Here is a 26212-nt window from a genome sequence, read left to right on the forward strand (position 1 = left end):
GCGCTCCAGGCTTGCGTTTTATCAGGCGTGCTGTGGCATAGGCGCAGCGCTTCCGGTTGTGAAAACCAGGATAGCGCGGTGCGCCTGTCGACGTTCGCAGCCGCCAGTGTAATAAGGGAGGGAAGGCGCGGCAAGGCGAGCACGGCCGGACTTGCTCAGCCGGCCGTCAGCGCCTTCTGCAGTAGGGCGTGCAGTTGGGAAAACTCGGGCTCGCCCACGTAGCGCTTGAGGATGGTGCCATCCTTGCCGATGACGAAGGTGGTCGGCGTCAGGGTGACGTCGCCGAAGGACTTGGCCAGGTCGCCGCCCGCGTCGAGCGCGACGATGAAGGGCAGCTTGCGGGTTTCGGTGAAGTTGACGACGTAGTTCGGCGGGTCGTACTGCATGGCCACGGCGACGAATTCCAGGCCTTGCCCCTTGAACTTGTTGTAGGTGTCGACCATCGCCGGCATCTCGCGCACGCAGCTGGCGCAGGAGGTGGCCCAGAAATTCACCATCACCACCTTGCCGCGCAGCCCTTGGGTGCTGATCTTGTCGCCGGCGAGGCTGATGAAGGTGACGTCGGGGGCTTTCTGGCTGCTGCCCAGCGTGGCGTAGCCGACGCCGGCCAGCGCGAGCACGACCGCGCCGATGGCGGCGGGCTTGATCCAGGAACGGGAAGCGGAAGCAGTCATGGCAGTGCAATAAAAAAAACGGCAGGGCGGACCCTGCCGAGATGATTACAGCTGGACCGAGGAGGTCTGCGGATACTGCGTACGCAGTTCTTCTTCGGTGATGTATTCGAAGATCTTGACCACGCGCTGGACGCCCGAGACGCTCTGGGCGATCTTCGCGCCGAGGTCGCCTTCGCGCTGGGTCACGCGGCCCATCAGGTAGACGGTGCCGCGCTCGGTGACGACCTTGAACGAGGTGGCCGAGATGGTCTTCATTTCGACCAGGCTGGCCTTGACGTTGGTGGTGATCAGGGCGTCGGACGAGCGCGAGGTCAGGCTCGACGGGCCGGCGATCGCCAGCTCGTTGATGACCGAGATCACGTTCTCGATGCCGCGCACTTCGCGCTCGACCGAGGCCTTCATCGCCTCGTCGCGCACTTCGCCGGTGAGCAGGACCTTGCGGTTGTAGCTGGCGACGTTGACGTGGCCGGCGTCGCCGACCAGCTTGCGCACCGCCATCTCGGCCTTCACCGTGATCGACTTGTCCTCGGTCTGCGCGCCCAGGGTACGGCGGTCCATGGTCGCGGCCGCGCCCAGCGCGGCGCCGCCCATCACCAGCGGCACGCAGCCCTGGAGCGAGCCCAGCAGGGCGGCGCACAGGATTGCCTTGGTCAACGGCCCCTTCAGGGCCTGGCCAGTCTTACTCATTCACGTCTCCTCCGAAAAGCGCGACGTCGATGCCGTCGCAAATGCAGTGAATCGCCACCAGGTGTACTTCCTGGATGCGCGCGGTGCGGTTGTGCGGCACGTTGATGTGCACGTCGGCGTCGGTCAGCAGCTTGGCCAGCGCGCCGCCGTCCTTGCCGGTCAGCGCCACCACGCGCATCTCGCGCTCGAGCGCCGCCTCGACGGCAGCCAGCACGTTGGCCGAGTTGCCCGAGGTCGAGATCGCCAGCAGGATGTCGCCGGCCTGGCCGAAGGCCTGCACCTGTTTCGAGAAGATCTCGCGGAAGCTGTAGTCGTTGCCGACCGCGGTCATGATCGAGGTATCGGTGGTCAGGGCGATGGCGGGGAGCGGGAAGCGCTCGCGCTCGAATCGGCCGACCAGCTCGGCAGCGAAGTGCTGGCAGTCGGCGGCCGAACCGCCATTCCCGCAAGCGAGGATCTTGTTGCCGTTGGACAGGGCGCTGAACATCAGTTCGACCGCCTGCGAGATGGGAGAGGACAGCGCCGCAGCCGACTTCAGCTTGAGATCGGCGCTCTCCTGGAAGTGAGCGAGGATGCGTTGAGTGTTCATAGCCGACGATTATAGTGCAGTGGCAAGCACGGGCGGGCAAAGGGTTTTAAGAATTGCTTACATTTCAATGACGTTGCGCAACCATTCGAGTTGCTCGCCGTCGATGGCGACCACGTCGAAACGGCAGGCCGGCGTCTTCGGAAAACGCAGCAGGTAGACCTGGGCGGCGCGCAGCAGGCGCCGGATTTTCGCGGGAGTGATGCTGGCGGCCGCGCCGCCGTACTGGCTGCCGGCGCGCTGGCGCACCTCGACGAAGACGAGGGACGCGCCGTCGCGCATGACGAGGTCGATTTCTCCGCCCTTGCAGGTGAAATTGGCCTCGACGAAGGCCAGGCCCTGGCGTTTCAGGTGGCGCAGCGCCACCTGTTCCCAGTCGCGGCCCTGCGACTGCTTGGCGGACAGTCGCGGACCGGGCATGCTTATTCGTCGTTGGCCACCGTGTCGAAACCGATGCCGTCGCGGTAGACGGCGGCCGCTTCCTGGCGCCGCAGCGCATAGGCGCCGCTGTTGTCGACGCGCACCGACAGGCGGCCGGTGACGCCGTCCAGCTCGAACGAGGTGCCCGGATGCTGGGCCACTTCGCGCGCCACGCGGAAGGCGTCGATGCCCAGCGCATACAGGCGCTGCATGTCGAGCGTGTCGGCGTCGAGCGGCCGCGGGTAGACCATCACCTGCGGATGGTCGGGCTGGACCGTCCACGGCAAATCGAGCAGGCGGATGCCGTCGAGCTCGGGCCAGGCGGCGCCCGGCGTGCGGCCCGGATTCGCCGCCGACACCGCATAGGTCGGCAGCGAGGTGCCGAGCGCGCTGCGCACCTGGCGCAGCTGGCTGGCGCCCAGCGCCGCGAACACCAGGTCGGGACGGTCGACTTCCAGCCGCGCGCGCAGCTCGGCCAGCGCATTGCCGTCGACGTAGCCGTCGTGCACCGGCAGTTCGACGGTGGCGTTGTTGCGTTTCAATTGCCCCCAGCGTTCGCTGAAGGCGCCGACGGCGCGCTGTTGCCAGGCGGTGCTGCCGCTGACGACGAGCGCGCGTCCGGCCGGGTGTTCCTGCGCGGCCCAGTCGGCGACTTGCCGCGCTTCGTCTTCCAGCGACAGCCCGACCACCAGCATGTTGGCCGGCAGCGGCCGGTCGGTCTGCGGGTGGTTCAGCGCGACCGTCGGCTTGGTCACGAAGCGGCTCGCGGCCAGGGCGGCGACGGCGGAGCGCGCCAGCGGGCCGACCACGACGTCGGCCTGCTCGGCCGCGCGGGTGTAGGCGTCCAGCGTGGATTCGGGGGTGTCGCCGCTGGCGATGACGTCGACCGTGATGCCGGCGCTGTCGCGCTCGTGGCCGGCCAGGAAGCCGGCGCGCACCGCTTCGGCCGCCTGGCCGAGCGAGGGCGATTGCAGCGGCAGCAGCAGGGCCACGCGCGCCTGCGCTCCGGGGACCGCGGCGTGGCTGCCGTCGGTGCGCGGATACAGGTCGACCGGCATGGTGCGGGTCTCGGAACGCGGCGCCGACGCGGGCGGCGGCGGGGGCGGCGGGCGCTGCGCACTTGTGTTTGGCTCTGCGGGCGCGCACAATCCGCCCGGTACGCCGCATCCCAGATCGGGTGGCAGGGGCGTGCTGGCGCAGCCGGCTACCATCGCACTGGCAACGACAGCGGCGGCAACGGCAATCGCACGCGGGCCCTTCAGATTATTTACGAGCATCGTCTCTCCAACATGACCGACAACCAGTCCATCGATATTGCCAAGCTGCCAGTAATGGCCGAGGCAGCTCAGCAGTCCTATCCTACCGCAACGTTGTACGTCGTGGCCACCCCGATCGGGAATGCCACCGACATCACGCTGCGTGCCTTGCACCTGCTGGCGCTGGCCGACGTGGTCGCTTGTGAGGATACGCGCAAAACCGGCGCCCTGCTCACCCGTTACGGCTTGAACAAGCAGATGGTGGCCGCGCACATGCACAACGAGCGCGAAGTCGCCGACAAACTGATTGCCCGCCTGCAGGCCGGCGAGCGCGTGGCCCTGGTGTCGGACGCCGGCACCCCGGCCGTGTCCGACCCCGGCGCGCGCATCGTCGACGCGGTGCGCGCGGCCGGCCTGCGCGTGATCCCGCTGCCGGGCGCATCGGCCTCCGTCGCGGCCCTGTCCGCCAGCGGCCTGGTCAACGACCGTTTCAACTTCGTCGGCTTCCTGCCGGCCAAGGCCAAGCAGCGCGAGGCGGCGTTGATGGAACTGGTGCGCGAGCCGGCCACCCTCGTCATCTACGAGGCGCCGCACCGGATTGTCGATTGCGTCGAAGGCCTGCTTGCCGCGTTCGAGCCGACGCGCCAGGTCGTGTTCGCGCGCGAATTGACCAAATTGTTCGAGGAAGTGCACCGCTGCCCCTTGAGCGAAGCGCTGGCTTGGGTCAAGGCCGACCAGCACCGCGAGCGCGGCGAATTCGTCGTGCTGGTCGAGGGCGCGACCCTGGCGAGCGACGCCGAGGACCTGGAAGCCGAGCGCATCCTGAACATCCTGTTGACCGAGTGTAGTGTGAAGCAGGCGGCGAACCTGACGGCGCAGATTACCGGGCGCAAGAAGAATGCGCTGTATGAGCGCGCGCTGCAGATCAAGGGCGAGCAGGTTTGACGCTGGAGCTGGTTGAACGCGTGGGCGGCCTACCGGTTCCGTGCGTGCACGTTGCCGGGTATAGCCGCCCACCCTACGGGTAGTAGGGTGGGCGGCTCCACCAGACGATTGATGTCCCGCACCAGGTGCGCCGCCCACGCGTTCAAGCAGCGCACGCATTGCCGCATCGCACCCGTCACCATTTACACCCACTGTCCTTCTTGTCCGCCAACAGCAGCAAGGGCGCCAGCAAGCCTCCCGGAATCCCATCCTTGCAATCGCGCCGCTTGGCCGCCTTGATGGCGCGCGCGGCGCGGCTCTCGGTTTCCAGCGGCTTCTCGGGAAATTGCCCGACCGCCGTGCCCTCCTTCGCCGGATCGCGCATGTTGGCGAGCGAACGCGCCGTACGCCTGGCCGCTTCTGGATCGAAACGCGGCGTCTCCGGCTCCGCCGGGGCTTCCTGCTGCTCGACCACGAAAGGATCCGGTTCGCCCGCGCGGCTCGTGTCGGGCGGAACGGCAATCACCGGCGCCTTCGGTTTCGGTTTCGGCTTCGGCCTGGCTGTCGGCGCTGAAGGCGCGGGCCTGGGCGCCGGTGGGGGCAAGGTCTCGACGCGCGGTGGCGTCGGCGGCGGCTGCACGCGCACGGCGATCGGACGCGGCGGCGCCGGCGCCACGACAGGCTGGCCGCCGCGCCAGGCCGTCAGCAGCGCGCCATGGACGAGGATGGACACGACGATTCCCCAGGCCACGCGCCGTACCCGGCGGCGTTCTTCCGCGTCGAACGATCCCATACCTGTTGCTGCCAAATTCACAATACCTGCTTCCGCTTGTGTGAAAAATCCCAAAAAGATCAGCTATTTGCCCATGCAACCTTGACCGCTAACCCTACAGCGGCTATGATGGATGTCTTCGGAGTGTAGCGCAGCCCGGTAGCGCATCTGGTTTGGGACCAGAGGGTCCAAGGTTCGAATCCTTGTACTCCGACCAGTATTAAGAGAGAAGCCGACAGCGAAAGTTGTCGGCTTTTTTCGTTGTCGTCGCGGTTTTTATCGACATGTTGCCGGGGATATTTGGTGGGCGCGGTTGTCTATCACCCATCGGCGACATTTCCGTCGGCCGGTGTTAATGCCATCCGTAGGGTGGGCACCTGTGCCCACGCGGTGATCGTTACCGGCTCCGTGTTCGTGCGCGATGATCTTGCAGCTAACTATCACCGCGTGGGCTCAAGAGCCCACCCTACGTCCACCACATTTTCGCCAATCAGCCGGCCCGCTTCGCGGCAATCGCATTCCCCGCGCGGCTGGAACCCTTGCGCCCCAGCTGCTGCGCAATGAACTGCCCCGCATCCACCACCTGGTCGAGGTCGATGCCGGTCTCGATGCCGAGGCCGTGCAGCATGTAGACCACATCCTCGGTCGCCACGTTCCCCGTCGCCCCCTTCGCATACGGGCAGCCGCCGAGTCCCGCAATGGAAGAATGGAAAATCTGCACGCCCACTTCCAGGCTGGCGTAGATGTTCGCCAGCGCCTGCCCATAGGTGTCGTGGAAGTGGCCCGACAATTGCTGCAGCGGGAATTCGCGCGCGGCCGCCAGCATCACTTCCTGGGTCTTGCGTGCGGTCGAGACGCCGATCGTGTCGGCGATGTCGATCTCGTCGCAACCGAGGTCGCGCATGCGGCGCACCACGTCGGCCACGGCGTCTAACGGCACGTCTCCCTGGTAGGGGCAGCCGAAGGCGGTGCTGATGCTGCCGCGCAGGCGGATGCCGTTGGCCTTGGCTGCCTTCGCCACCGGCTCGAAGCGCGCGATCGATTCCGCGATCGAGCAGTTGATGTTCTTCTGCGAAAAGGCTTCCGACGCCGAGCCGAAGATCACGACCTCGTCGGCCCTGGCGGCCAGCGCCGCCTCGAAGCCCTGCATGTTCGGCGTGAGCGCCGAGTAGAGGGTGCCGGGCTTGCGCGTAATCCCCGCCATCACTTCGGTGCTGGTGGCCATCTGCGGCACCCATTTCGGCGACACGAAGGAGGCCGCCTCGATGTTCGAAAAGCCGGCGCGCGTGAGGCGGTCGACCAGCTCGATCTTCACTTGCGCACTGATGGTTTCCTTCTCGTTCTGCAGGCCGTCGCGTGGGCCGACTTCGACGATCTTGACCTTCTTCGGCAGGGTGGTTCCATTGTTCATGTCAGTATCCCAGTGAGCGGTCGACCACGTCGTCGACCTGTTGGCCCGCTTCGATCGCGGTGATTTTTTCGATGATCTGGCGCACCGCCTCGCCGCGCACGGTCAGTGCCGAGATGTGCGGCGTGATCGTGATGCGCGGCTCTTCCCAGAACGGATGCGGCGCCGGCAGCGGTTCGTTGCGGAAGACGTCGAGCGTGGCGCCGGCGATGTGGCCCGAGCGGATGAGCGTGAGCAGGTCCGGCTCGGCCACCTGGGCGCCGCGCGCGACGTTGATGAGATAAGCGCCTTGCGGCAGCGTCGCCAGGCGCCGGCGGTCGAGCAAATTATTCGTTTCGGGTGTCAGCGGCAGCAGCGACACCAGCACGCGCGTGCCGCGCAAAAAATCGTCGAGCGCTTCCATGCCGGCGTAGCAGTCCACGCCCGGGATGTCCTTCGCGCTGCGGCTCCAGCCGCGCACCGGAAAGCCGAAACCGCGCATGGTCTCCACCACGCGCAGGCCGAGTTTGCCGAGTCCCATGACGCCGACCGTGAAGTCCTCCTTCGCGTAGGTTGGCAGCGGCGACCACAGCCCGTGACGGGCCTGTTCCTCGTATTCGTCGAAGCGGCGGAAGTAGCGCAGCGTCGCGTAGGCCACGTATTCCGCCATCTGCACCGCCATGCCGGCGTCGCCCAGGCGCACGATGGGCACGTCGGGCAGCGCGTCGCCGAATTTCAGGATGGCATCCGCGCCGGCGCCCATCAGGAACACGGCTTTCACGCTGGCCAGCTGCGGCAGCAGGCTCGGCGCCGGATTCCACAGCACCGCGTAGTCGCACGCGGCCAGCGTCTCGCCTTCCTGCCAGCCGACGGTCTCGACGCCCGGCATCAGGCGCGCGAGATCCTCGGCCCAGGGCGCGACCTGGCCATCGCCGCGGTAGAGCAGGATGCGTAGTGCAGCCGGCATCTCAGGCGGCCTTGAAGGCCAGCAGCGGCGCGCCGTCCGCGACCTGGTCGCCGACCGCGTACAGCACCTCTTCCACCAGGCCGTCGCCCGGCGCGGCGATGGTGTGCTCCATTTTCATCGCTTCCATGATGACCAGCGGCGTGCCCTTCGTGACTTCCTGCCCGGCCTCGACCATCACGGCGACGACCTTGCCCGGCATCGGCGCGGTCAGGCGCCCGCCGGCGGCCTCCGCTTCGCCCGCATGGGCCATCGGGTCGTTGTATGAGAGCGTGTGGTGTTCGCCGTTGGTGAACACGTGGAACAGCTCGCCGTCGCGGCGCACATTGCCGTGCATCGACTGCTCGCCCAGCCGGATCGAATAGGCCGCGCCGTCGCGCGCCAGCAGGGTCAAGGACTGTTTGCCGCCATTCACGTCGAGCTCCCAGCCCTGCGGGTGGTAGGTGACGCCGACCTGGTAGGCGCCGCCTTCCAGTCCGGCCGCATGCTCGTCGCTGAACGAGAGCACGCGCCGGTAGTCGCCGTTCAGGCGCCAGCCCTGGGCCTGGCCCCAAGGATCGGCGGCCACGCGCGAGGCGCCGCTCGACTGCCCCTTTTCGCCCTCGATCAGGGCCACGCTTGCCAGCGCCAGCGCGCCGGCAGGCGCCGCTTTCGAGGCCGGGAACAGGGACGCATGGTTACGCTCGATCAGGCCGGTATCCAGGTCGGCCGTCGCGAAGGCCTCGCCCTCGACCAGGCGTTTCAGGAATGCGATGTTCGTGGCCAGGCCGACGATCTGGAATTCGGATAAGGCCTGCGACAGGCGCGCCAGCGCCTGGGTGCGGTCCGCGCCCCAGACGATCAGCTTCGCGATCATCGGGTCGTAGAAGGGAGAAATGGCATCGCCTTCGCGCACGCCGGAATCGATGCGCACGGCGGCCGGCTCGACGCCGGCGGTGCCGCCCAGCTCGAAGCTGACGGCGGCAGGCGTGTCCATGTGGCGCAGCGTGCCGATCGACGGCAGGAAACCCTTCTCGGGGTTCTCGGCGTAGATGCGCGCCTCGATCGCATGGCCGTGGATTGCCAGCTCGTGCTGCTTCTTCGGCAACGGCTGGCCCGCGGCCACGCGCAGCTGCCATTCGACCAGGTCGGTCCCGGTGATCATCTCGGTGACCGGGTGCTCCACCTGCAGGCGGGTGTTCATCTCCATGAAGTAGAACGAGCCGTCCTGGTTGGCGATGAATTCGACCGTGCCGGCGCCGACGTAGCCGACGGCGCGCGCGGCCGCCACTGCCGCTTCGCCCATGTCGGCGCGGCGGTGTTGAGTCATGCCGGGGGCCGGCGCTTCTTCCAGCACCTTCTGGTGGCGGCGCTGCACCGAGCAGTCGCGCTCGTGCAGGTAGACGCAGTTGCCCAGCTTGTCGGCGAACACCTGGATCTCGATGTGGCGCGGACGGATCAGGTATTTCTCGACCAGCACCTTGTCGTCGCCGAAGGAACTGATCGCCTCGCGCTTGCACGAGGCCAGCGCGGCGACGAAGTCCTCGCTGCGCTCGACCACGCGCATGCCCTTGCCGCCGCCGCCGGCGCTGGCCTTGAGCAGTACCGGATAGCCGATGCGGTCGGCCTGGTCGCGCAGGAAATCGGGGTCCTGGTTGTCGCCGTGGTAGCCCGGCACCAGCGGCACGCGGGCAGCCTCCATCAGTTGTTTTGCAGCCGACTTCGAACCCATCGCGCGCATCGAGGAACCCGGCGGCCCGATGAAGACCAGGCCGGCCTTTTCGCACGCTTCGGCGAACTCGGCGTTCTCCGACAGGAAGCCGTAGCCCGGGTGGATCGCCTGGGCGCCGGTGGCCAGCGCGACCTCGATGATCTTCTCTCCGCGCAGGTAGCTTTCCTTGGCCGGCGCCGGCCCGATCAACACCGCCTCATCGCAGACCGCCACGTGCTTCGATCCGGCGTCCGCTTCGGAATACACGGCGACGGTACGGATACCCATGCGGCGCGCGGTGGCGGCGACACGGCAGGCGATTTCGCCACGGTTGGCGATGAGGATCTTGGTGAACATGCTGTTTGTCTCGCTTTATTCTCTGTGTTGATCGGGTTCGAGCGCCCGGGGCAGGCAGGCGCTCCTGGTAAGTGTCAGCAGCCGCAGGCTTCCTTCGGCGCCGACTCCAGCGTGGCCGAGCGGGTCTTCAGGCCCAGCTTGGCCAGCAGCGCGCGGTCGTCTTCCGCTTCCGGGTTGCCGGTGGTGAGCAGCTTGTCGCCGTAGAAGATCGAATTGGCGCCGGCCATGAAGCACATGGCCTGCACCGCCTCGCCCAGTTGGCGGCGGCCGGCCGACAGGCGCACGCGCGCCTTCGGCATGGTGATGCGCGCGACCGCGATGGTGCGCACGAATTCCAGCGGGTCGAGCGGATCGAGGCCGTGCAGCGGCGTGCCCTCGACCTGCACCAGGTGGTTGACCGGCACCGATTCCGGATACGGGTTCAGGTTCGCCAGCTGGGCGAGCAAGCCGGCGCGCTGTTCGCGCGTCTCTCCCATGCCGACGATGCCGCCGCAGCAGACCTTCAGGCCGGCGTTACGCACGCGGCCCAGCGTGTCCAGGCGGTCCTGGTATTCGCGGGTCGAGATCACGTTGTTGTAGAAGTCGGGCGCGGTGTCGATGTTATGGTTGTAGAAATCGAGGCCGGCATTTTTCAGCTGTTCGGCTTGACCCTCTTCCAGCATGCCCAGCGTGGCGCAGGTTTCCATGCCCAGCGCTTTTACCTCGCGCACCATCTCTTCGACTTTGGCCATGTCGCGCTCCTTCGGGCTGCGCCAGGCGGCGCCCATGCAGAAGCGGGTGGCGCCGTTGGCTTTCGCCTGGCGCGCGGCGTCGAGCACGGTGTCGATGTCGAGGATTTTTTTCGCTTCGACGCCGGTGTCGTAGCGCGCGGCCTGCGGGCAGTAGCCGCAGTCTTCCTCGCAGCCGCCGGTCTTGATCGACAGCAGGGTCGCCAGTTCGACGTCGCCGTCCGGGAAGTGGGTGCGGTGCGCCTGCTGGGCGCGGAACATCAGCTCGTTGAACGGCAGTTCGAACAGGGCCAGGACGTCGGCCAGCGGCCAGGTGGCGTCCGCGCGTTCCTTGATGGCGGCGGTCGGGCGGTGGAGGGCGACGGTGTGTGGAGCGTTCATGGGTGTTTCCTTATTGTGGTGCTTGGATCTTCGAAGACGGCCAGCCCGGCAGTCCCGCGAGATCGATGAATCGGGCCGCGTTGGCGGCGCTGGCTTGTTCGAGGCGCGGCACGATGCCCAGCAGGGGCGCGGGAATGCGCGCCGCGAGCGCCTCGACGTTCTCGTCGACGAAGCGCATGTCCGGGTCGGCCGTGTTGGCGACCCAGCCGGCCAGCACCAGCCCGCGCGCGACGATGGCTTCCACCGTCAGCAGCGCGTGGCTGATGCAGCCCAGGCGCATGCCGACCACCAGGATCACGGGCAAATTCAGCTGCGCGGCCAGGTCGGCGCTGTCGAAGGTGTCGGTGAACGGCACCCGGAAGCCGCCCACGCCTTCGACCACGACCGAATCGGACGCGGCCGAGATTTCGGCGTACGCCGCGATGATCGGCACCGGGTCGATGGTCACGCCCTCGAGCGCGGCGGCCACGTGCGGCGCGCAGGGTTCGCGCAGCATGAAGGGCGTGGTGATGTTCTGCGGCAGGTGGACGTTGCCGGCCGCCGCCAGCATGTCGGCGTCCTCGTTGTGCAGTATACCGTCGACCAGTTCGGCGCCGGCGGCGATCGGCTTCATGCCGCAGGCGCGCTGGCCTGCTGCCACCAGTTTATGCAGGATCGCGGCGGAGACCAGGGTCTTGCCGATCTCGGTGTCGGTGCCGGTGACGAAACACGCGAAGCGCGAGGGGATGCCTTCGGCGGCCAATGCTTCGGACACGGCCGGTGCCGGCGTCTCGTCCGGGGCGCTCGGCGCCGTTTGCACCGGCGGCTGCACGACGGCGGTCTCGACCGCCGGTTCCTGGGGTTCGTTGAGGTTGCGGGTCACATGGCCTCCAGTTCGTTGATGGCGCCGGCCAGCCGGTCGACCTGCTCCAGGGTATGGGCGGCGGACAGCGTCACGCGCAGGCGCGCCGTGTTCGCAGGCACGGTGGGCGGACGGATCGCCGGCACCCACAGGCCTTGCGCGTGCAGGCTTGCCGCCACGCGCAGCGCCTCGTCGTTGGCGCCGATGACGATCGGCTGGATCGGCGTGTGCGAGACCGGGCGCTGCCAGCGTGCCAGCCGCAGCGATGCATCCAGCCGCTCGATCAGCGCCGCCAGGTGGGCGCGCAGCCGTGCGCCCTCCTCGCCGGCGATGATGTCCAGGCTGGTGAGCAGGGCGTGGGCCAGCGCCGGCGGCGACGCGGTCGTGTAGATGTAGGGCCGGGCGCGCTGGACCAGCAGCTCGATCACGCTGGCATGCGCGGCGACGAAGGCGCCGGAGACGCCGGCGGCCTTGCCCAGCGTGCCGACGTAGACCAGGTTCGGCGAGCGCAGCGCGCAGTGTTCCAGCGCGCCGCGTCCGCTTTGTCCGAGCACGCCGAAGCCGTGGGCGTCGTCGACCACCAGCCAGGCGCCGTGGCGTTCGCACAGGGCCAGCAGTGCCGGCAGCGGCGCGATGTCGCCGTCCATGCTGAAGACGCTGTCGGTGACGACGATTTTCGTGGCCGCGCTGCTCGCCTCCAGTTGCGCGGCCAGCGCGTCGACGTCACCGTGCGGATAGACAGTCACGGCAGCGCGCGCCAGGCGGGCGCCGTCGATCAGCGAGGCGTGGTTCAGCGCCTCCGAGAAGATCATGGCGTCGGGTTCGGCGCCGAGCGCGGTCAGCACCGCCAGGTTCGCCATGTAGCCGGTGCTGAAGTAGAGCGCGCGCGCATCCTCGAGATGCGGCGCGACGAACGCCGCCAGGCGCTCTTCCAGGACCGCGTGCGCGCGGCCGTGGCCGCTGATCAGGTGCGAGGCGCCGCTGCCGGCGCCGTATTTGCTCGCGCCTTCGCGCAGGGCCTCGACCACGCGCGGGTGGTTGGCCAGGCCCAGGTAGTCGTTGCTGCAGAAGGCCAGCATCGGGCGGCCATCGACCGTCTGCTCCGGCGCGCAGGCCGTGTCGGCGATGCGGCGGCGGCGCGTGAGGCTTTGTTGTTCCAGCGCCGCGAGCTTGCGGTGGACGCTTGCGATCAGGTCCATGCTCAAGCCCCGATCACGGATTCGAACACGGCCCGGGTGCGCACGGCGAGGAGCTCGATCTCCTCGTCGCCCAGCACGTAGGGCGGCATCATGTAGACGGTGCGGCCGATCGGGCGCAGCAGCAGTTCCTTCTCGACGGCGGCCGTGAAGAAGCGGCGCGCGAAGCTCGAGGCCTTGGCCGGATCCGGCTCGATGGCGTCGAACGCGAAGATCATGCCGCGCTGGCGGAACTGCTGGGTGCGCTCGTGCTCGGCCAGCGGCGCCAGCGCCACCGTCATCTTCGTTGCGAGTTCGCGGTTGCGGTTCAACACGTCGTCGTCGCGGAAGATCTGCAGCGTCGCCAGTGCGGCGCGGCAGGCCAGCGGATTGCCGGTGTAGGAGTGCGAATGCAGGAAGCCGCGCGTGATGTCTTCGCTGTAGAAGGCCTGATAAATTTCATCGGTGCTCAGCACCAGCGACAGCGGTAAATAACCGCCGCTGATGCCCTTCGACAGGCACAGGAAATCCGGCCAGATCGCCGCCTGCTCGCAGGCGAAGAAGGTGCCGGTACGGCCGCAGCCGACCGCGATCTCGTCGGCGATCAGGTGCACGTGGTGGCGGTCGCACAGCGCGCGCAGCAGTTCCAGGTAGAGCGGGTCGTACATCGCCATGCCGGTCGCGCACTGCACCAGCGGTTCGACGATGATGGCCGCGATTTTATGCCCACGTTCCTCGAACAGCGTTTCCACGTCTTTCAATGCGCGGCGCGCCACGTCCTGGCTGGATTCTCCTTCGGCCGCGTTGCGCGCGTCCGGCGAAGCCACCACGTGGGCGGCGCGCAGCAGCGGGCCGTAGGCGTCCTTGAACAGCGGGACGTCGGTGACGGCCAGCGCGCCGATGGTCTCGCCGTGGTAGCTGCCCTGCAGGCAGACGAACTCCTGCTTGTCCGGGTAGCCGGCGTTGCGCCAGGTGTGAAAACTCATCTTCATCGCGATCTCGACCGCCGAGGCGCCGTCGGAGGCGTAGAAGGCGTGGCCGAGCGCGTGGCCGGTGAGCGCGGCCAGCTGTTCCGACAGTTCGATCACCGGCTCGTGGGTGAAGCCGGCCAGCATGGCGTGCTCGAGTTTATCGAGCTGGTCCTTCAGCGCCGCGTTGATGCGCGGGTTCGCGTGTCCGAACAGGTTGACCCACCACGAGCTGATGCCGTCGAGGTAGCGCCGGCCCTCGTGGTCGTACAGCCAGGCGCCCTTGCCGTGGCTGACCGCGATCAGCGGCACTTCCTCGTGGTGCTGCATCTGCGTGCAGGGATGCCACACGCTGCGCAGGCTGCGTGCGATCCAGTCGGACGATGTATGTTGCTTCAAAATGAATCCAATGCTTCTCTAGTTCAGCCATGAGGGCTTGCGCTTCTCCAGGAAGGAAGAAACGCCTTCGCGTCCCTCGCTTGACGCGCGGATCTCCGCGATGCGGCGCGCCGTGTCGTCCAGAAGTGCGTCGCTGACCGGCTGGCCGACGATCTCGCGCACTAGCTTTTTCGCTTCGCCGACGGCGTGCGGGCTGTTCGAGACCAGGCCGCGCACGATGCCCATGACCGTGACGTCGAGCTCCTCCAGCGGTACGACTTCATGGGCAAAGCCCATCCGCCGCGCCGCGGTGGCGTCGAAACGCTCGGCGGTGATGAAGTAACGGCGCGCGGCCTGCTCGCCCATGGCCTTGATCACGTAGGGCGAAATCGTCGCCGGGATCAGGCCCAGCTTCACTTCGGACAGGCAGAAGTTTACTCCTTCGGCGGCCACCACGATGTCGCAGGCCGCAACCAGGCCCATGCCGCCGGCGTAGCAGTCGCCCTGCACCTTGGCCACGGTCGGCTTCGGACACAGGTAGATCGTGCGCAGCATGTCGGCCAGGCGCGCCGCGTCGGCCTGGTTCTCGTCATGCGAGTAGCCGGCCATTTTCTTCATCCAGTTCAGGTCGGCGCCGGCGCAGAAGGCCGGGCCGTTGGCGGCCAGGACGATGGCGCGCACCAGTTCGTTGCGGCCGAGTTCGTCGAAGGCCAGCGCCAGCTCGGCGATCGCCCCTTCGTTGAAGGCGTTGCGCAGTTCCGGGCGGTTCAGGGTGACGGTGGCGACCTTGTCGGTGATCGCGATCGTGAGGGTTTGATAATCCATGACCAATCCTTGTTTACATCCGCGCTGTTACATCCGGAACACGCCGAACTTCGTCTCTTCGATCGGCGCGTTCAGCGCCGCCGACAGTCCCAGGCCCAATACCATGCGCGTATCGGCAGGATCGATCACGCCGTCGTCCCACAGGCGCGCGCTGGCGTAATACGGGTGGCCCTGGTGCTCGTACTGCTCCTTGATCGGCTGCTTGAACGCGGCTTCCTCGTCATGCGACCACTGGCCGCCCTTGGCTTCGATGCCGTCGCGTTTCACCGTCGCCAGCACCGAGGCGGCCTGGTCGCCGCCCATCACGGAGATGCGCGCGTTCGGCCACATCCACAGGAAGCGCGGCGAGAAGGCGCGGCCGCACATGCCGTAGTTGCCGGCGCCAAACGAGCCGCCGATGATGACGGTGAACTTCGGCACCGAAGCGGTGGCGACAGCCGTCACCATTTTTGCGCCGTTGCGGGCGATGCCCTCGTTCTCGTACTTGCGGCCGACCATGAAGCCGGTGATGTTCTGCAGGAAGACCAGCGGGATTTTTCGCTGGCAGCACAGCTCGATGAAGTGGGTGCCTTTCAGCGCCGACTCCGAGAACAGGATGCCGTTGTTGGCGATGATGCCGACCTTGACCCCGTAGATGTGGGCGAAGCCGCAGACGAGGGTGGTGCCGTAGCGGGCCTTGAACTCGTCGAATTCGCTGCCGTCGACCACGCGCGCGATCACTTCGCGCACGTCGAAGGGCTTGCGGGTATCCACCGGAATCACGCCGTACAGCTCTTGCGGCGCGTACTTCGGTTCCACCACCTCGCGCGTCGCGCCCTGCACCGGTTTCACCCGGTTCAGGTTCGAGACGATGGTGCGCGCCAGCGACAGCGCATGCAAATCGTTCTGGGCCAGGTGGTCGACCACGCCTGACAGGCGGGTGTGGACGTCGCCGCCGCCCAGGTCTTCCGCGCTCACGACCTCGCCGGTCGCGGCCTTCACCAGCGGCGGGCCGCCCAGGAAGATGGTGCCCTGCTCCTTGACGATGATCGACTCGTCGCTCATGGCCGGCACGTAGGCGCCGCCGGCGGTGCACGAACCCATGACGACCGCGATCTGCGGGATGCCTTTCGCCGACAAATTCGCCTGGTTGTAGAAGATGCGGCCGAAGTGGTCGCGGTCGGGGAAGACGTCGTCCTGGTTCGGCAGGTTGGCGCCGCCCGAGTCGACCAGATAAATGCACGGCAAATTGTTCTGCTCGGCGATTTCCTGGGCGCGCAGGTGTTTCTTGACCGTCATCGGGTAGTAGGTGCCGCCTTTTACCGTGGCGTCGTTGCAGACGATCACGCATTCCTGGCCGGCGACGCGGCCGATGCCGGTGATGATGCCGGCCGAAGGGGCGGCATTCTCATACATCTCGTAGGCGGCGAGCTGGGAAAACTCGAGGAAGGGCGTGCCCGGGTCGAGCAGCATCTGCACGCGGTCGCGCGGCAGGAGTTTGCCGCGGGCGACGTGCTTGGCGCGCGCCGCTTCGCCGCCGCCTTCGCTCATTGCCGCCACTTTCGCGCGCAGGTCGTCCACGATCTGCTGCATGGCCGTCGCATTCGCCTTGAAATCTTCACTGCGTGGGTTGAGTTTGCTCTCGATGTGGGGCATTGCCGTCCTCTATCTCTTCTTGATCGCCTGACATATCCCTCATGGCTAGCCCTGAGGGATATGTCCAGGCACGCTTATTTTGGAAATGTGCCGTCCAGATAGAACCAGCGGGGCGTGCCGCCGAGGTCCGGGTCGGGTTCGCGCAGGAAGCGGCTGACCTCGTGCAACCGGTGCGCGCGTCCGCCGACCTTGAAACGGGCGACGAATTCGACCGTATCGCTATCTGGGTTCTCCGGCAATTCTGCTTTACGTTGACGTAAACGTAAAGCAGATTTTATCTCAAGGCCGAGCCAGCGCAGGTTCTCGTCCTTGTCCAGGATCGCGTCCTGCGGGCGGGTGCGCGGATGCCAGGTGGCGCGCAGGTAATCCTCATTGCGCTGGGTGTAGGCGGTGTAGCGCGAGCGCATCAGGGCTTCGGCCGTGGGCGGCAGGGCGGCGCCGGCGATATATGGGCCGCAGCAGGCGGCCAGGCTCGGACCGCCGCAGGGGCAGGTTCCGGAGGAGACGTTCTTGGCGTTCTTGGTAAGCATGCGCGGATTATCCGCGATTTTCGCGCGGCGGCGCGGCCGCCGCGTAGGCCGTGCTCAGCCGCGCAGCGCCAGCATCTCGAGTGCGAACGGCGGGTTCTTGCCCTGCATCAGGTCGGCCAGGATGCGCGCGGTGCCGGCGGCAAAGGTGAAACCGAGCGGGCCATGGCCGACGTTCAGCCACAGGTTCGACAGCGGCGAGGCGCCGATGATGGGGGCGCTGTTCGGTGTCGCCGGGCGCAGGCCGGCCCAGCTCGATACCTGGCTGTAGTCGGCTGCGTGCGGCATGGTCTCCCGCACCTGCCGCGTCAGGCTGGCGACGCGTTTCGGGTTGAGGGTCAGGTCTTCGCCGACCATGTCGACCATGGCCGCCACGCGCAGCTTGTCGCCGATGCGCGCGTACAGCACCTTGCGCTCGAAATCGGTCACGCTGATCTGCGGGCCGGTGTCGGTCGGGCGGATCGGCGCCGTGAGGCTGTAGCCCTTGAGCGGGTACAGCGGCAGGTCGATGCCGACTTGAAACGCCAGGTTGCGGCTCTGGATGCCGGCCGCCAGCACGAAGGCGTCGGCGCCCAGCGCCCCGATGCTGGTGTCCAGGCCGACCACGCGCCCGCCGGTGGCGACGATGCGCTCCACGTCGGCCTGGATGAACCCTTTGAAGCGCGGGTGAGCACGCACGCGCTCGGCCAGCGCCACGCAGAAGGCATGGCAGTCGGCCACGGCTTCGCCGGCGTTGTAGATGCCGCCGGCCAGCAGGCTGCGAGCCGCCGCCAGCGACGGCTCGCGCTCGGCGCATTCGGCGCCGCTCCAGATTTCGCCGGCGGTGGCCTTGCCGGCGGCCTGTTCGAAGATCTTCGAGGAGCGGTAGACCACCAGCTTGCCGGCGTCGCGCCAGGCAAAATCGTCGGGCGAGATGAGGGAACCGAGTTCGTGCATGCCGGCGCGCGACCATTCTCCCAATTCCAGCAGCTTGGCCGTGGTGCGGCGGTTCGCCGCGGCCGTGCACTGGCCGAGGAAGCTGGCCAGCCAGCGCCACTGGCGCAGGTCGGCTTCGGGCCTGAAACGCAGCGGTCCGTGTTCCTGGAACAGCCATTGGACCGCTTTCAGCGGCACGCCGGCGTCGGCCAGCGGGGACACGTAGCGGTAGCTCAGCTGGCCGCCATTGCCGTAGCTGGCGCCGCTGGCAAGCTCGGGAGCGCGCTCGACCAGGCTGACCTCGAAGCCGGCCTCGAGCAGCCACCAGGCCGAGGTCAGGCCGACGACTCCGCCACCGATGACGATGATTTGCTGCCTCTTTTGCTGCATCCCGATACACTTTTTATTTGCTGATATAAAGGAAGAGCTTAGGGGTTGACACCCCTTTCGTGCCAATGAAAGTGAAATGTCTCGCCATAACCGGCAGTCATGCACATTTCATGCACCATGGATAGATCTATCCAACAAAAGCGGATTTAGCCGACGATGGCATGGTTAAATGTGCTGGTAAGCAATTTTTCTTCGAAACTCGCGAGCGCCGAATAGCGCCCTTTCTGGCTGCCCGGATCGCGCGCGCTGCCGCCGACCAGGACGATCATCCCGTTGCGCCGCGTCGGGTCGAAGGCGAACACCGAGCGCAGCCCGTAGGCGTCGCCCAGGTGGCCGACGGCATCGAAGCCGCCCTCGACCAAGCGCATGCCCGGCTGGTCCGGGAACTGCGCATTGCCCAGGCCCCAGGCATTGAAGAAGCCGCCCAGGGTGTCGCCGTTGCCGCCCTGGCCATCGGCCGTCCACTGGCGCGCGAACATGCGCGCCAGCGTCTCCGCCTCCAGGATGCGTCGATGCTCGTGCACGCCGCCGTTCATCAGCATCAGCATGATCGTTCCCAGGCCGCGCGCCGAGATGCGCAGGCCGCCCGTTGGGCTGAAGGGCGTGGCGTTTTCGCCGATCACGTACTTTTCCAGGCCCGGCGGCGCGGCGGGCGCGCGGCCGGCGTAATCGTCGGCCTGGGCGATCCAGGGGCCGGCCGCGTCCCACACTTCGGTGTCGACCGTGCGCTTGCGGTACAGGGTGGCCAGGTTCGCCAGCGCCCGCGGCGGCAGTTCGGCAGGGTTGTAGCCGCCCTCGATGCCCAGCGGTCGCAGCAGCAGGCGCGTCATCAGGCGGTCGAAGCGTTCGCCCGTGAGCCGCTCCATCAGCGTGCCGATCAGGCCCCAGCCGAGGTTGCAGTAAGTGAAGTATTCGCCCGGCCCCGCTTTCGGCGACCACATCGCGCCGGCGCCGTGCAGCGGTCCGCCGGGCAGCAGGAAGTCGCGCAGCGCGGTGCCGGCCGGGAACGAGTAGCCGGCCTCGTCGCGCAGCGAGGAGCGGTGGGTCAGCAGCTGGCGCAGGGTGATGGCCTGCTTCGGGAAGTGCGGGTTACGCAAGGTAAGACCCAGGTAGGCGGAGACGTCGGCGTCGAGTTCGGCCTTGCCGTCTTCCACCAGGCGCATCAGGCCGAGCGTGGTCATCATCTTCGAGACCGAGGCGATGCGGTACAGGGTGTCGGGCGTGGCCGGCAGGTCTTGCTCCGGGCTGGCGCCGATCCGGCGCCGGCCGCAAGCGCCCTCGAAGGCGAGCTTGCCGCCGCGGATCGCCAGCACCGACACGCTGGCCAATTCGCAGGCCGGGTCCTGGGCGATCGCCGCCAGTTCGCGTTCCAGTTGCTTCTGCGCCGCCGGTCCCCCCGCCGGCGCCATGGCCCACAGCGGCTGGGCCGCTCCCAGCAATGCCAATCCGACTACCGTTCGCCTGCCCTGGTCCATGCCTGTGTTCTCCTGTATTGTCTGCGTCGAGCATAGGGAGTGCCCGCCGCCCCTGCCAATGAAATGCCGTGAACGCCACATAACTTTTTGATATGCTGCCGCGCACAAACTGCGCATGATAGAGCGTGCGCACGCAAATTTTCGCTTGCGAGCGCGGCACTGCCCTTACACTTGGCGCTTATGAACCAACCCATCACCGACTTCAAGGTCGACCTGAACGACAATTCTCCGCTCTACATGCAGCTGGCGCGCAAGCTGATGCAGGACGTGCGCGAGGGCCGCTACCAGGCCGACCAGGCTTTACCGTCCGAGCGCACCCTGTCCGAGCAGCTCGACGTCTCGCGCGTGACGGCGCGCAAGGCGATCGACCAGCTGGTCGAGCAGGGCCTGGTGGTGCGCCGGCGCGGCTCGGGCAACTACATCGCGCCGCGCATCGAGCAGCCGCTGTCGAACCTGTCGAGCTTTTCCGAGCAATTGCAGCAGCGCGGCTATACGCCGAATTCGCACTGGCTGAAACGCGAGGTGGTGGCGGCCGACGCCGACGAGCAGCTGGCGCTGGGCCTGTCGCCCGGGGCCCGGGTGGCGCGCCTCGAGCGCCTGCGCCTGGCCGACGAGGTGGTGATGGCCTACGAGACCAGCGTGATCCCGGCGAGCATCCTGCCGCAACCGCAGGAAGTATCGCATTCGCTGTACGCCCACCTCGAGCGCGGCGGCCAGGTGCCGGTGCGCGCCCTGCAGCACATCCGCGCCATGAACGCCCCGCAGGAACTGGCCGAGCGCCTCGGCGTGCCGGAAGGCCAGGCGGTGCTGTTCATCACCCGCGTCGGTTACCTGGAGTCGGGCGTGGCCGTCGAGCTGACCCATTCGTACTGCCGCAGCGATTATTACGATTTTGTCGCCGAACTACGCCGGGCGCCGGCGTAATGGACCGACCACGCGGCAGCGGAAGAGGCCGCATAAGCGTTGGGCATAACTTTTGGACATAACGACAGCCCTTCCTTTCATGGGATGCCCTGCGTAATTGGTATTACACTGGTTTTATCGATAATCCCGTTTGGACCGTTGCGATCATGCTGAAGACCGAAACCCCATCCCAGAACCATGCCGAGCTCGACCAGTATCCGACCACGGAGCTGGTGAACGCGCTGGTGGATGACCAGCTCAACGCGGTCAACGCGGTGCGCGCCGCCGCGCCGCGCCTGGCCGCCGCCGTGGCCGCCGCGCTGCCGCGGGTGGAAGCGGGCGGACGCCTGGTCTACGTCGGCGCCGGCACCTCGGGCCGCCTGGGCGTGCTCGACAGCGTGGAACTGTACCCCACCTTTTCCTGGCCGCACGGCCGCGCCGTCGCCCTGCTGGCCGGCGGCACCGACGCCATGTTCGTCGCGGTCGAGGGCGCCGAGGACGATGCGGTGCAGGGCGCGGCCGACCTGGATTCGGTGAACGTCACGGCCGATGACGTCGTCCTGCTGATCGCCGCCTCCGGCGGCACCCCCTACGTGCTGGGCGCGCTGCGCCGCGCGCGCGAACTGGGCGCGCTGACCATCGGCTTCGCCAACAATACCGACGCGCCGATCGCCAACGAGGCCGAGATCGGCATCACCCTCGACACCGGCCCGGAAGTCATCTCCGGCAGCACCCGCCTGAAAGCCGGCACCTCGCAAAAGATTGCCCTGAACAGTTTTTCCAGCGCCTTGATGGTGCGTTTGAACAAGGTTTACGGGAACCTGATGGTAGACTTGAAGGCTACCAACGCCAAGCTGGTACGCCGCGCCATCCGCCTGACCTCGTTCGCCACCGGCGCCAGCGAGGACGCCGCCCGCGCCGTGCTGGAACAGTGCGATTTCCACGTCAAGACCGCGATCGTGGCCTTGTCCAAACAAACGGATGTCGAGCAGGCACGCGCCCTGCTGGAAGCGGCGCGCGGCAGCGTGCGCCAGGCCCTGGTCGGATAAGCAAGCCGGCAGGGCCGGTTCCGGCCCAGGCGCGCAGCGGCTCTGTACTTCCATCACGAAAGAGTTATGCAAACTTCGCAAGCGAAAAGTCCGTGGCTGTGGGTGCCGTCGCTCTATTTTGCCCAGGCCATTCCCTACGTGGTGGCGATGCAGCTGTCGGTCATCATGTACAAGGACCTGGGGATCTCGAACACCGACATCGCCTTCTATACCAGCCTGCTCTACCTGCCCTGGGTGATCAAGCCCCTGTGGTCGCCGGTGGTCGACATGTTCGGCACCAAGCGCGGCTGGACCGTGGCGCTGCAACTGGTGGTCGCCGCTTCGCTGGTGGCGGTCGGCATGGTGCTGCATTTGCCGGTGTTCTTCAGCGTCAGCCTGGCCGTGATGTGGCTGATGGCCTTCAGTTCCGCCACCCACGACATTTCCGCCGACGGCTTTTATATGCTGGGCCTGCGCCAGAAGGAGCAAGCCGCCTTCGTCGGCGTGCGCAGCACCTTCTATCGCCTGGCGACCCTGGCCGGACAAGGTCCGCTGGTGGTGCTGGCCGGCTACCTGGCCGTCAGCCTGAACGACGCGCACCAGGCCTGGTCGGTCGTGTTCTTCGTGCTGGCCGGCATGTTCGCCCTGGCCTTCGCCTGGCACCAGCTGGTGCTGCCGCGTCCGCCGGAGGACCGCGCCGTGGCGCGCGGCGAAAACCCGCTGCGCGAATTCTTCGGCACCTTCGGCGCCTTCTTCCGCAAGCGCGACATCTGGCTGATCCTCGGTTTTATTCTGACCTTCCGCCTGGGCGAATCGCAGCTGCTGAAACTGGTCGCGCCCTTCCTGAAGGACCCGATCGAAAAAGGCGGCCTCGGCCTCTCCACGGCCCAGTACGGCATCGCCTACGGCACCATCGGCATCATTTTTCTCACCATCGGCGGCCTGGCCGGCGGCTACCTGATCTCGCGCCTGGGCCTGAAACGCTGCCTGTGGCTGATGGTGTTCGCGGTGCATTTGCCGGACCTGGTATTTGTTTATCTGTCCCAGGCCCAGCCGACCAATTTCTATCTGATCTCCGCTTTCCTGGCGATCGAGCAGTTCGGCTACGGCTTCGGCTTCACCGCCATGATGCTGTACATGATCATGGTCGCCGAGGGCGAACACAAGACGGCGCACTACGCGATCTGCACCGGTTTCATGGCGCTGGGCATGATGGTGCCGGGCATGTGGAGCGGCGCGCTGCAGGAATACCTGGGCTATAAAAACTTCTTTATCTGGACCTGCCTGGCGACGATTCCCGCTTTCATCATGGCGGCGCTGGTGAAGATCGATCCGGAGTTTGGGAAGAAGTAATAGCGCGGCGGTGCGAAGGCTGGTTGGACGCGTGGACGGGGAACCCGTCCACCCTACGGCCCACGCGTTCAACGAACCTATGCGTATCCAAAAATAAAACCAACGGAGACACACCACCAATGAGCGACCCCACCGGCCGCCTCAATTCGCTCGACGCCTTCCGCGGCTTCACCATCGCCGCCATGGTGCTGGTTAACAATCCCGGCGACTGGAGCAACCTGTATTCGCAACTGGCCCACGCCCTCTGGCATGGCTGGACCTTCACCGATGCGATCTTCCCCTTCTTCCTGTTCATCGGCGGCGTCTCGATGGCGCTTTCGCTCGGCCGCCTGGCGGCCGCGGGCGCCGACAAGCCGAAACTGCTGCTGAAGCTGGCCAAGCGCGCGATGCTGATCTTCCTGATCGGCTTCCTGCTGAACCTGATCCCCTATTTTAATTTCGACAAGGTGCGCATCCCCGGCGTGCTGCAGCGTATCGCCCTGTGCACCCTGCTGGCCGCGCCCATCGTCGTCTACTGCGGCTGGCGCATGCAGCTGGCGATCATCGGCTTGCTTCTCACCGTGTACAGCGCGTTGATGCTGTTCTATCCGGTGCCCGGCATCGGCGCCGGCGTGCTCGAGCCGGGCAAGGACTTCGGCGCCTGGATCGACCGCATGGTGCTCGACGGCCACATGTGGGTGCAATCGAAGACCTGGGATCCGGAAGGTCTGTTCAGCACCCTGCCCGCCCTGTGCAGCCAGCTGTTCGGCGTGCTGGCCGGGCGTTTCCTGCTCTCGAAGATCGACCGCACCGAGCAGGTCGTCTGGATGCTGCTGGCCGGCCTGCTGTGCCTCTGGCTCGGCGTGATCCTCGATACCGTCCTCATGCCGATCAACAAAAGCCTGTGGACGCCGTCCTATTGTTTCCTGATGACCGGCTGGGCTTTGCTACTATTCAGCGCCTTCTTCTGGCTGCTCGACGTGAATCCCTACCGCGCGGTGCGCGAGGCGGCGGCGCGCTGGACCCATCCGTTCAAGATCTACGGCATGAATGCGCTATTCATCTTCGCGTTCTCGGGCCTGGTGGCGAAAATGCTCGGCTTTATCAAGCTGGCCCAGCCCGACGGCGGCACGCTGTCGCTCGGGCGCAGCCTGTATGCGCCGCTCAGGGATTTGCCGATCGGGGCGGTGAACAGTTCGCTGCTGCATGCGCTGCTGTTCAACGCCTGCATGTTCGCGATCGCCTGGTTCATGTGGCGCCGGAAGTGGTTCGTCAAAGTATAAACATCGAAAAGCATAGGGGAGCGGTAGTGCAAGCTGATAAGAAACGACGCGCGTTCGCGCTGGCCGGTGTCGCCGGCGTACTGGCCATGAGTGGCTTCCTGGGCGCCTGCTCGACGCCCGGAACGCGCCACGCCGCCACGCCGGACGGCAGCATCATCGCTCCCGGCGACGTGCCGCCGGCGGCGCCGCGTGAATTCCGCGCCGCCTGGGTCTCGACGGTGGCCAACATCGACTGGCCGAGCAAGCAGAACCTGAGCGCGGCCCAGCAGCAGGCCGAGGCGATCGCCATCCTCGAGCGCGCCAAGGCGATGAACATGAACGCCATCATCCTGCAGGTGCGCCCCTCGGCCGACGCCATCTACGCCTCGAAGATCGAGCCGTGGTCGGAATACCTCACCGGCGCGCAAGGCCAGGCGCCGCAGCCCTGGTACGACCCATTGAAATTCTGGGTGACCGAGGCGCACGCGCGCGGGCTCGAGCTGCACGCCTGGTTCAACCCCTACCGCGCCCGCCACGACAATGCCCGTTCGCCGGCCGCGCCGAACCACATTACCCGCGCCAACCCAACGGCGGTGAAACGCTACGGCAAGTTCATGTGGATGGACCCGGCCGAGGAAACCGCATCGAAGCAGACCCTCGACGTGGTGCTCGACGTGGTGCGCCGCTACGACATCGACGGCGTGCACATCGACGATTACTTCTATCCTTACCCGATCGAGGCGACCCCGGCGGTGGCCGGCAACCAGGCCGCGCTCGACGGCAAGCCGGCGACCAAGGCCGAGCTCGACTTCCCGGACGGACCGGCCTGGGAGCGCTACCTCGCCCGCGGCGGCAAGCTCGACCGCGCCTCCTGGCGCCGCGACAACGTCAACCGCCTGATCGAGGACATGTACAAGGGCATCCACCGCGAGAAGAGCTGGGTCCGCTTCGGCATCAGCCCCTTCGGCCTGGGCCGTCCCGACCGCCGTCCGCCGGGCATTGCCGGCTTCTCGCAATACGACAAGCTGTATGCGGACGCCGAGCTGTGGCTGCAGAACGGCTGGCTGGACTACTTCACGCCCCAGCTGTATTGGGCGCGCAGCCAGACGGCGCAAGCCTACGACGTGCTGCTCGACTACTGGATCGGCCAGAACACCATGGGCCGCCACATCTGGCCGGGCCTGTACACCAGCCGCATCGGCGCCCCTAGCAAGGACTACCAGCCGCAGGAAATCCTGGACCAGATCGACGCGACCCGTGCGCGCCCGCAGGCCGGCGGTCACGTACACTTCAGCATGGCTGCGCTGATGCAGAACCGCAAGGGCATCACCGACCAGCTGCGCACCCAGCTCTACGCGACCCCGGCGCTGGTGCCGGCCACGCCCTGGCTGGGCAGCGACAAGCCGGGCCTGCCGCAGGTGCAGGCGACGCGCACGGCCCAAGGCGTGGCCCTGAAGCTGAAGGCCGGCAAAGCCAATGCACTGTTCACGGTGTGGGAGCGCCACGGCAAGGAGTGGAAGTTCCACGTGCTGCCGGCGTCGATGGCGGACTGGAAGCTGGCTGACGATGCGCGCCTCGGCGCCGCCGATGCGGTGTTCGTCGGGGCGGTCGACCGGCTCGGGAACGAGAGCGAGCGGGTGCAGGTGTATCGCAAGCAGTAGCGTTGATCATGCGGTGAGACCGCGTGGGTTCAAGAACCCACCCTACGAAAACCCGTTTGGTAGGGTGGGTT

General features: G+C 66.9%; 24 protein-coding genes and 1 tRNA gene. 7 read left to right on the forward strand and 18 right to left on the reverse strand.

Annotated elements, in window-relative coordinates; genetic code table 11:
* Positions 1-155 precede the first annotated feature (155 nt).
* Genes RT688_RS01255 through RT688_RS01275 form a run of 5 tightly spaced genes read right to left on the reverse strand, consistent with a single transcriptional unit; the run spans position 156 to position 3425 of the window.
* Positions 156-674, reverse strand: a complete 519-nt coding sequence (locus RT688_RS01255) for a TlpA disulfide reductase family protein (protein WP_313703037.1) — start codon at positions 672-674, stop codon at positions 156-158.
* A gap of 45 nt (positions 675-719) precedes the next feature.
* Entirely contained in the window at positions 720-1361 is a 642-nt protein-coding gene (locus RT688_RS01260; protein ID WP_313703038.1) for a BON domain-containing protein, read from the reverse strand.
* Complete coding sequence (locus RT688_RS01265) at positions 1354-1950, reverse strand: phosphoheptose isomerase (RefSeq protein ID WP_313703039.1); 597 nt, start codon at positions 1948-1950, stop codon at positions 1354-1356. The genes RT688_RS01260 and RT688_RS01265 overlap by 8 nt, the downstream gene beginning before the upstream one ends.
* Before the next feature lie 57 nt (positions 1951-2007).
* The gene (locus RT688_RS01270; protein ID WP_313703040.1) at positions 2008-2367 is read right to left on the reverse strand and encodes a YraN family protein; all 360 of its coding nucleotides are present in this window, start codon (positions 2365-2367) and stop codon (positions 2008-2010) included.
* A gap of 2 nt (positions 2368-2369) precedes the next feature.
* Positions 2370-3425, reverse strand: coding sequence for a penicillin-binding protein activator (locus tag RT688_RS01275; protein ID WP_313703041.1), 1056 nt, complete (start codon positions 3423-3425; stop codon positions 2370-2372).
* Positions 3426-3656: 231 nt separating this feature from the next.
* Between RT688_RS01275 and rsmI the strand changes: the two genes are divergently transcribed.
* Positions 3657-4568: a 16S rRNA (cytidine(1402)-2'-O)-methyltransferase gene (rsmI, locus tag RT688_RS01280; RefSeq protein ID WP_313703042.1), complete on the forward strand. Its 912-nt coding sequence runs from the start codon at positions 3657-3659 to the stop codon at positions 4566-4568.
* A 175-nt stretch (positions 4569-4743) separates the two neighbouring features.
* Here the strand turns inward: rsmI and RT688_RS01285 are convergent, their stop codons facing one another.
* Positions 4744-5340, reverse strand: coding sequence for a hypothetical protein (locus RT688_RS01285; protein WP_313703043.1), 597 nt, complete (start codon positions 5338-5340; stop codon positions 4744-4746).
* Positions 5341-5459: 119 nt separating this feature from the next.
* On the opposite strand from RT688_RS01285, the gene RT688_RS01290 reads away from it, so the two are divergent.
* Positions 5460-5536 (forward strand) — tRNA-Pro (locus RT688_RS01290).
* A 273-nt stretch (positions 5537-5809) separates the two neighbouring features.
* Here RT688_RS01290 and RT688_RS01295 read toward each other — a convergent pair.
* From RT688_RS01295 to RT688_RS01350, 12 genes are all read right to left on the reverse strand, one after another.
* Positions 5810-6730: a hydroxymethylglutaryl-CoA lyase gene (locus tag RT688_RS01295; RefSeq protein ID WP_313703044.1), complete on the reverse strand. Its 921-nt coding sequence runs from the start codon at positions 6728-6730 to the stop codon at positions 5810-5812.
* A 1-nt stretch (position 6731) separates the two neighbouring features.
* Positions 6732-7673: a glyoxylate/hydroxypyruvate reductase A gene (locus RT688_RS01300; RefSeq protein ID WP_313703045.1), complete on the reverse strand. Its 942-nt coding sequence runs from the start codon at positions 7671-7673 to the stop codon at positions 6732-6734.
* Between the two features lies 1 nt (position 7674).
* Positions 7675-9717: an acetyl/propionyl/methylcrotonyl-CoA carboxylase subunit alpha gene (locus RT688_RS01305; protein WP_313703046.1), complete on the reverse strand. Its 2043-nt coding sequence runs from the start codon at positions 9715-9717 to the stop codon at positions 7675-7677.
* Positions 9718-9791: 74 nt separating this feature from the next.
* On the reverse strand, positions 9792-10826 hold the full coding sequence (bioB, locus tag RT688_RS01310) for a biotin synthase BioB (protein ID WP_313703047.1): 1035 nt from the start codon (positions 10824-10826) through the stop codon (positions 9792-9794).
* Between the two features lie 10 nt (positions 10827-10836).
* Positions 10837-11580 carry a dethiobiotin synthase gene (gene bioD, locus RT688_RS01315; RefSeq protein ID WP_313703146.1) on the reverse strand — a complete coding sequence of 248 codons (744 nt, stop codon included), beginning with the start codon at positions 11578-11580 and terminating at the stop codon, positions 10837-10839.
* A 104-nt stretch (positions 11581-11684) separates the two neighbouring features.
* Positions 11685-12866 carry an 8-amino-7-oxononanoate synthase gene (gene bioF / locus RT688_RS01320; protein ID WP_313703048.1) on the reverse strand — a complete coding sequence of 394 codons (1182 nt, stop codon included), beginning with the start codon at positions 12864-12866 and terminating at the stop codon, positions 11685-11687.
* Between the two features lie 2 nt (positions 12867-12868).
* Positions 12869-14209: an adenosylmethionine--8-amino-7-oxononanoate transaminase gene (gene bioA / locus RT688_RS01325; RefSeq protein WP_313703049.1), complete on the reverse strand. Its 1341-nt coding sequence runs from the start codon at positions 14207-14209 to the stop codon at positions 12869-12871.
* Positions 14210-14227: 18 nt separating this feature from the next.
* Positions 14228-15013 carry an enoyl-CoA hydratase/isomerase family protein gene (locus RT688_RS01330; protein ID WP_313703050.1) on the reverse strand — a complete coding sequence of 262 codons (786 nt, stop codon included), beginning with the start codon at positions 15011-15013 and terminating at the stop codon, positions 14228-14230.
* Positions 15014-15040: 27 nt separating this feature from the next.
* Positions 15041-16648 carry a carboxyl transferase domain-containing protein gene (locus RT688_RS01335; protein WP_313703051.1) on the reverse strand — a complete coding sequence of 536 codons (1608 nt, stop codon included), beginning with the start codon at positions 16646-16648 and terminating at the stop codon, positions 15041-15043.
* Positions 16649-16722: 74 nt separating this feature from the next.
* On the reverse strand, positions 16723-17178 hold the full coding sequence (locus RT688_RS01340; RefSeq protein ID WP_313703052.1) for a YchJ family metal-binding protein: 456 nt from the start codon (positions 17176-17178) through the stop codon (positions 16723-16725).
* Positions 17179-17232: 54 nt separating this feature from the next.
* Positions 17233-18480, reverse strand: coding sequence for a D-amino acid dehydrogenase (locus RT688_RS01345; protein WP_313703053.1), 1248 nt, complete (start codon positions 18478-18480; stop codon positions 17233-17235).
* A 146-nt stretch (positions 18481-18626) separates the two neighbouring features.
* Entirely contained in the window at positions 18627-19955 is a 1329-nt protein-coding gene (locus RT688_RS01350; RefSeq protein WP_313703054.1) for a serine hydrolase domain-containing protein, read from the reverse strand.
* Positions 19956-20135: 180 nt separating this feature from the next.
* On the opposite strand from RT688_RS01350, the gene RT688_RS01355 reads away from it, so the two are divergent.
* From RT688_RS01355 to RT688_RS01375, 5 genes are all read left to right on the forward strand, one after another.
* Entirely contained in the window at positions 20136-20879 is a 744-nt protein-coding gene (locus tag RT688_RS01355; RefSeq protein WP_313703055.1) for a GntR family transcriptional regulator, read from the forward strand.
* A 146-nt stretch (positions 20880-21025) separates the two neighbouring features.
* Complete coding sequence (gene murQ, locus RT688_RS01360; protein ID WP_313703056.1) at positions 21026-21907, forward strand: N-acetylmuramic acid 6-phosphate etherase; 882 nt, start codon at positions 21026-21028, stop codon at positions 21905-21907.
* A 66-nt stretch (positions 21908-21973) separates the two neighbouring features.
* Positions 21974-23239, forward strand: coding sequence for an MFS transporter (locus RT688_RS01365; RefSeq protein WP_313703057.1), 1266 nt, complete (start codon positions 21974-21976; stop codon positions 23237-23239).
* Positions 23240-23358: 119 nt separating this feature from the next.
* Positions 23359-24501, forward strand: coding sequence for an acyltransferase family protein (locus RT688_RS01370; protein WP_313703058.1), 1143 nt, complete (start codon positions 23359-23361; stop codon positions 24499-24501).
* An 86-nt stretch (positions 24502-24587) separates the two neighbouring features.
* Positions 24588-26141: a glycoside hydrolase family 10 protein gene (locus tag RT688_RS01375; RefSeq protein ID WP_409521865.1), complete on the forward strand. Its 1554-nt coding sequence runs from the start codon at positions 24588-24590 to the stop codon at positions 26139-26141.
* Positions 26142-26212 lie beyond the last annotated feature (71 nt).

The organism is Massilia sp. (assembly GCF_032106685.1).
GTDB lineage: Bacteria > Pseudomonadota > Gammaproteobacteria > Burkholderiales > Burkholderiaceae_D > Telluria.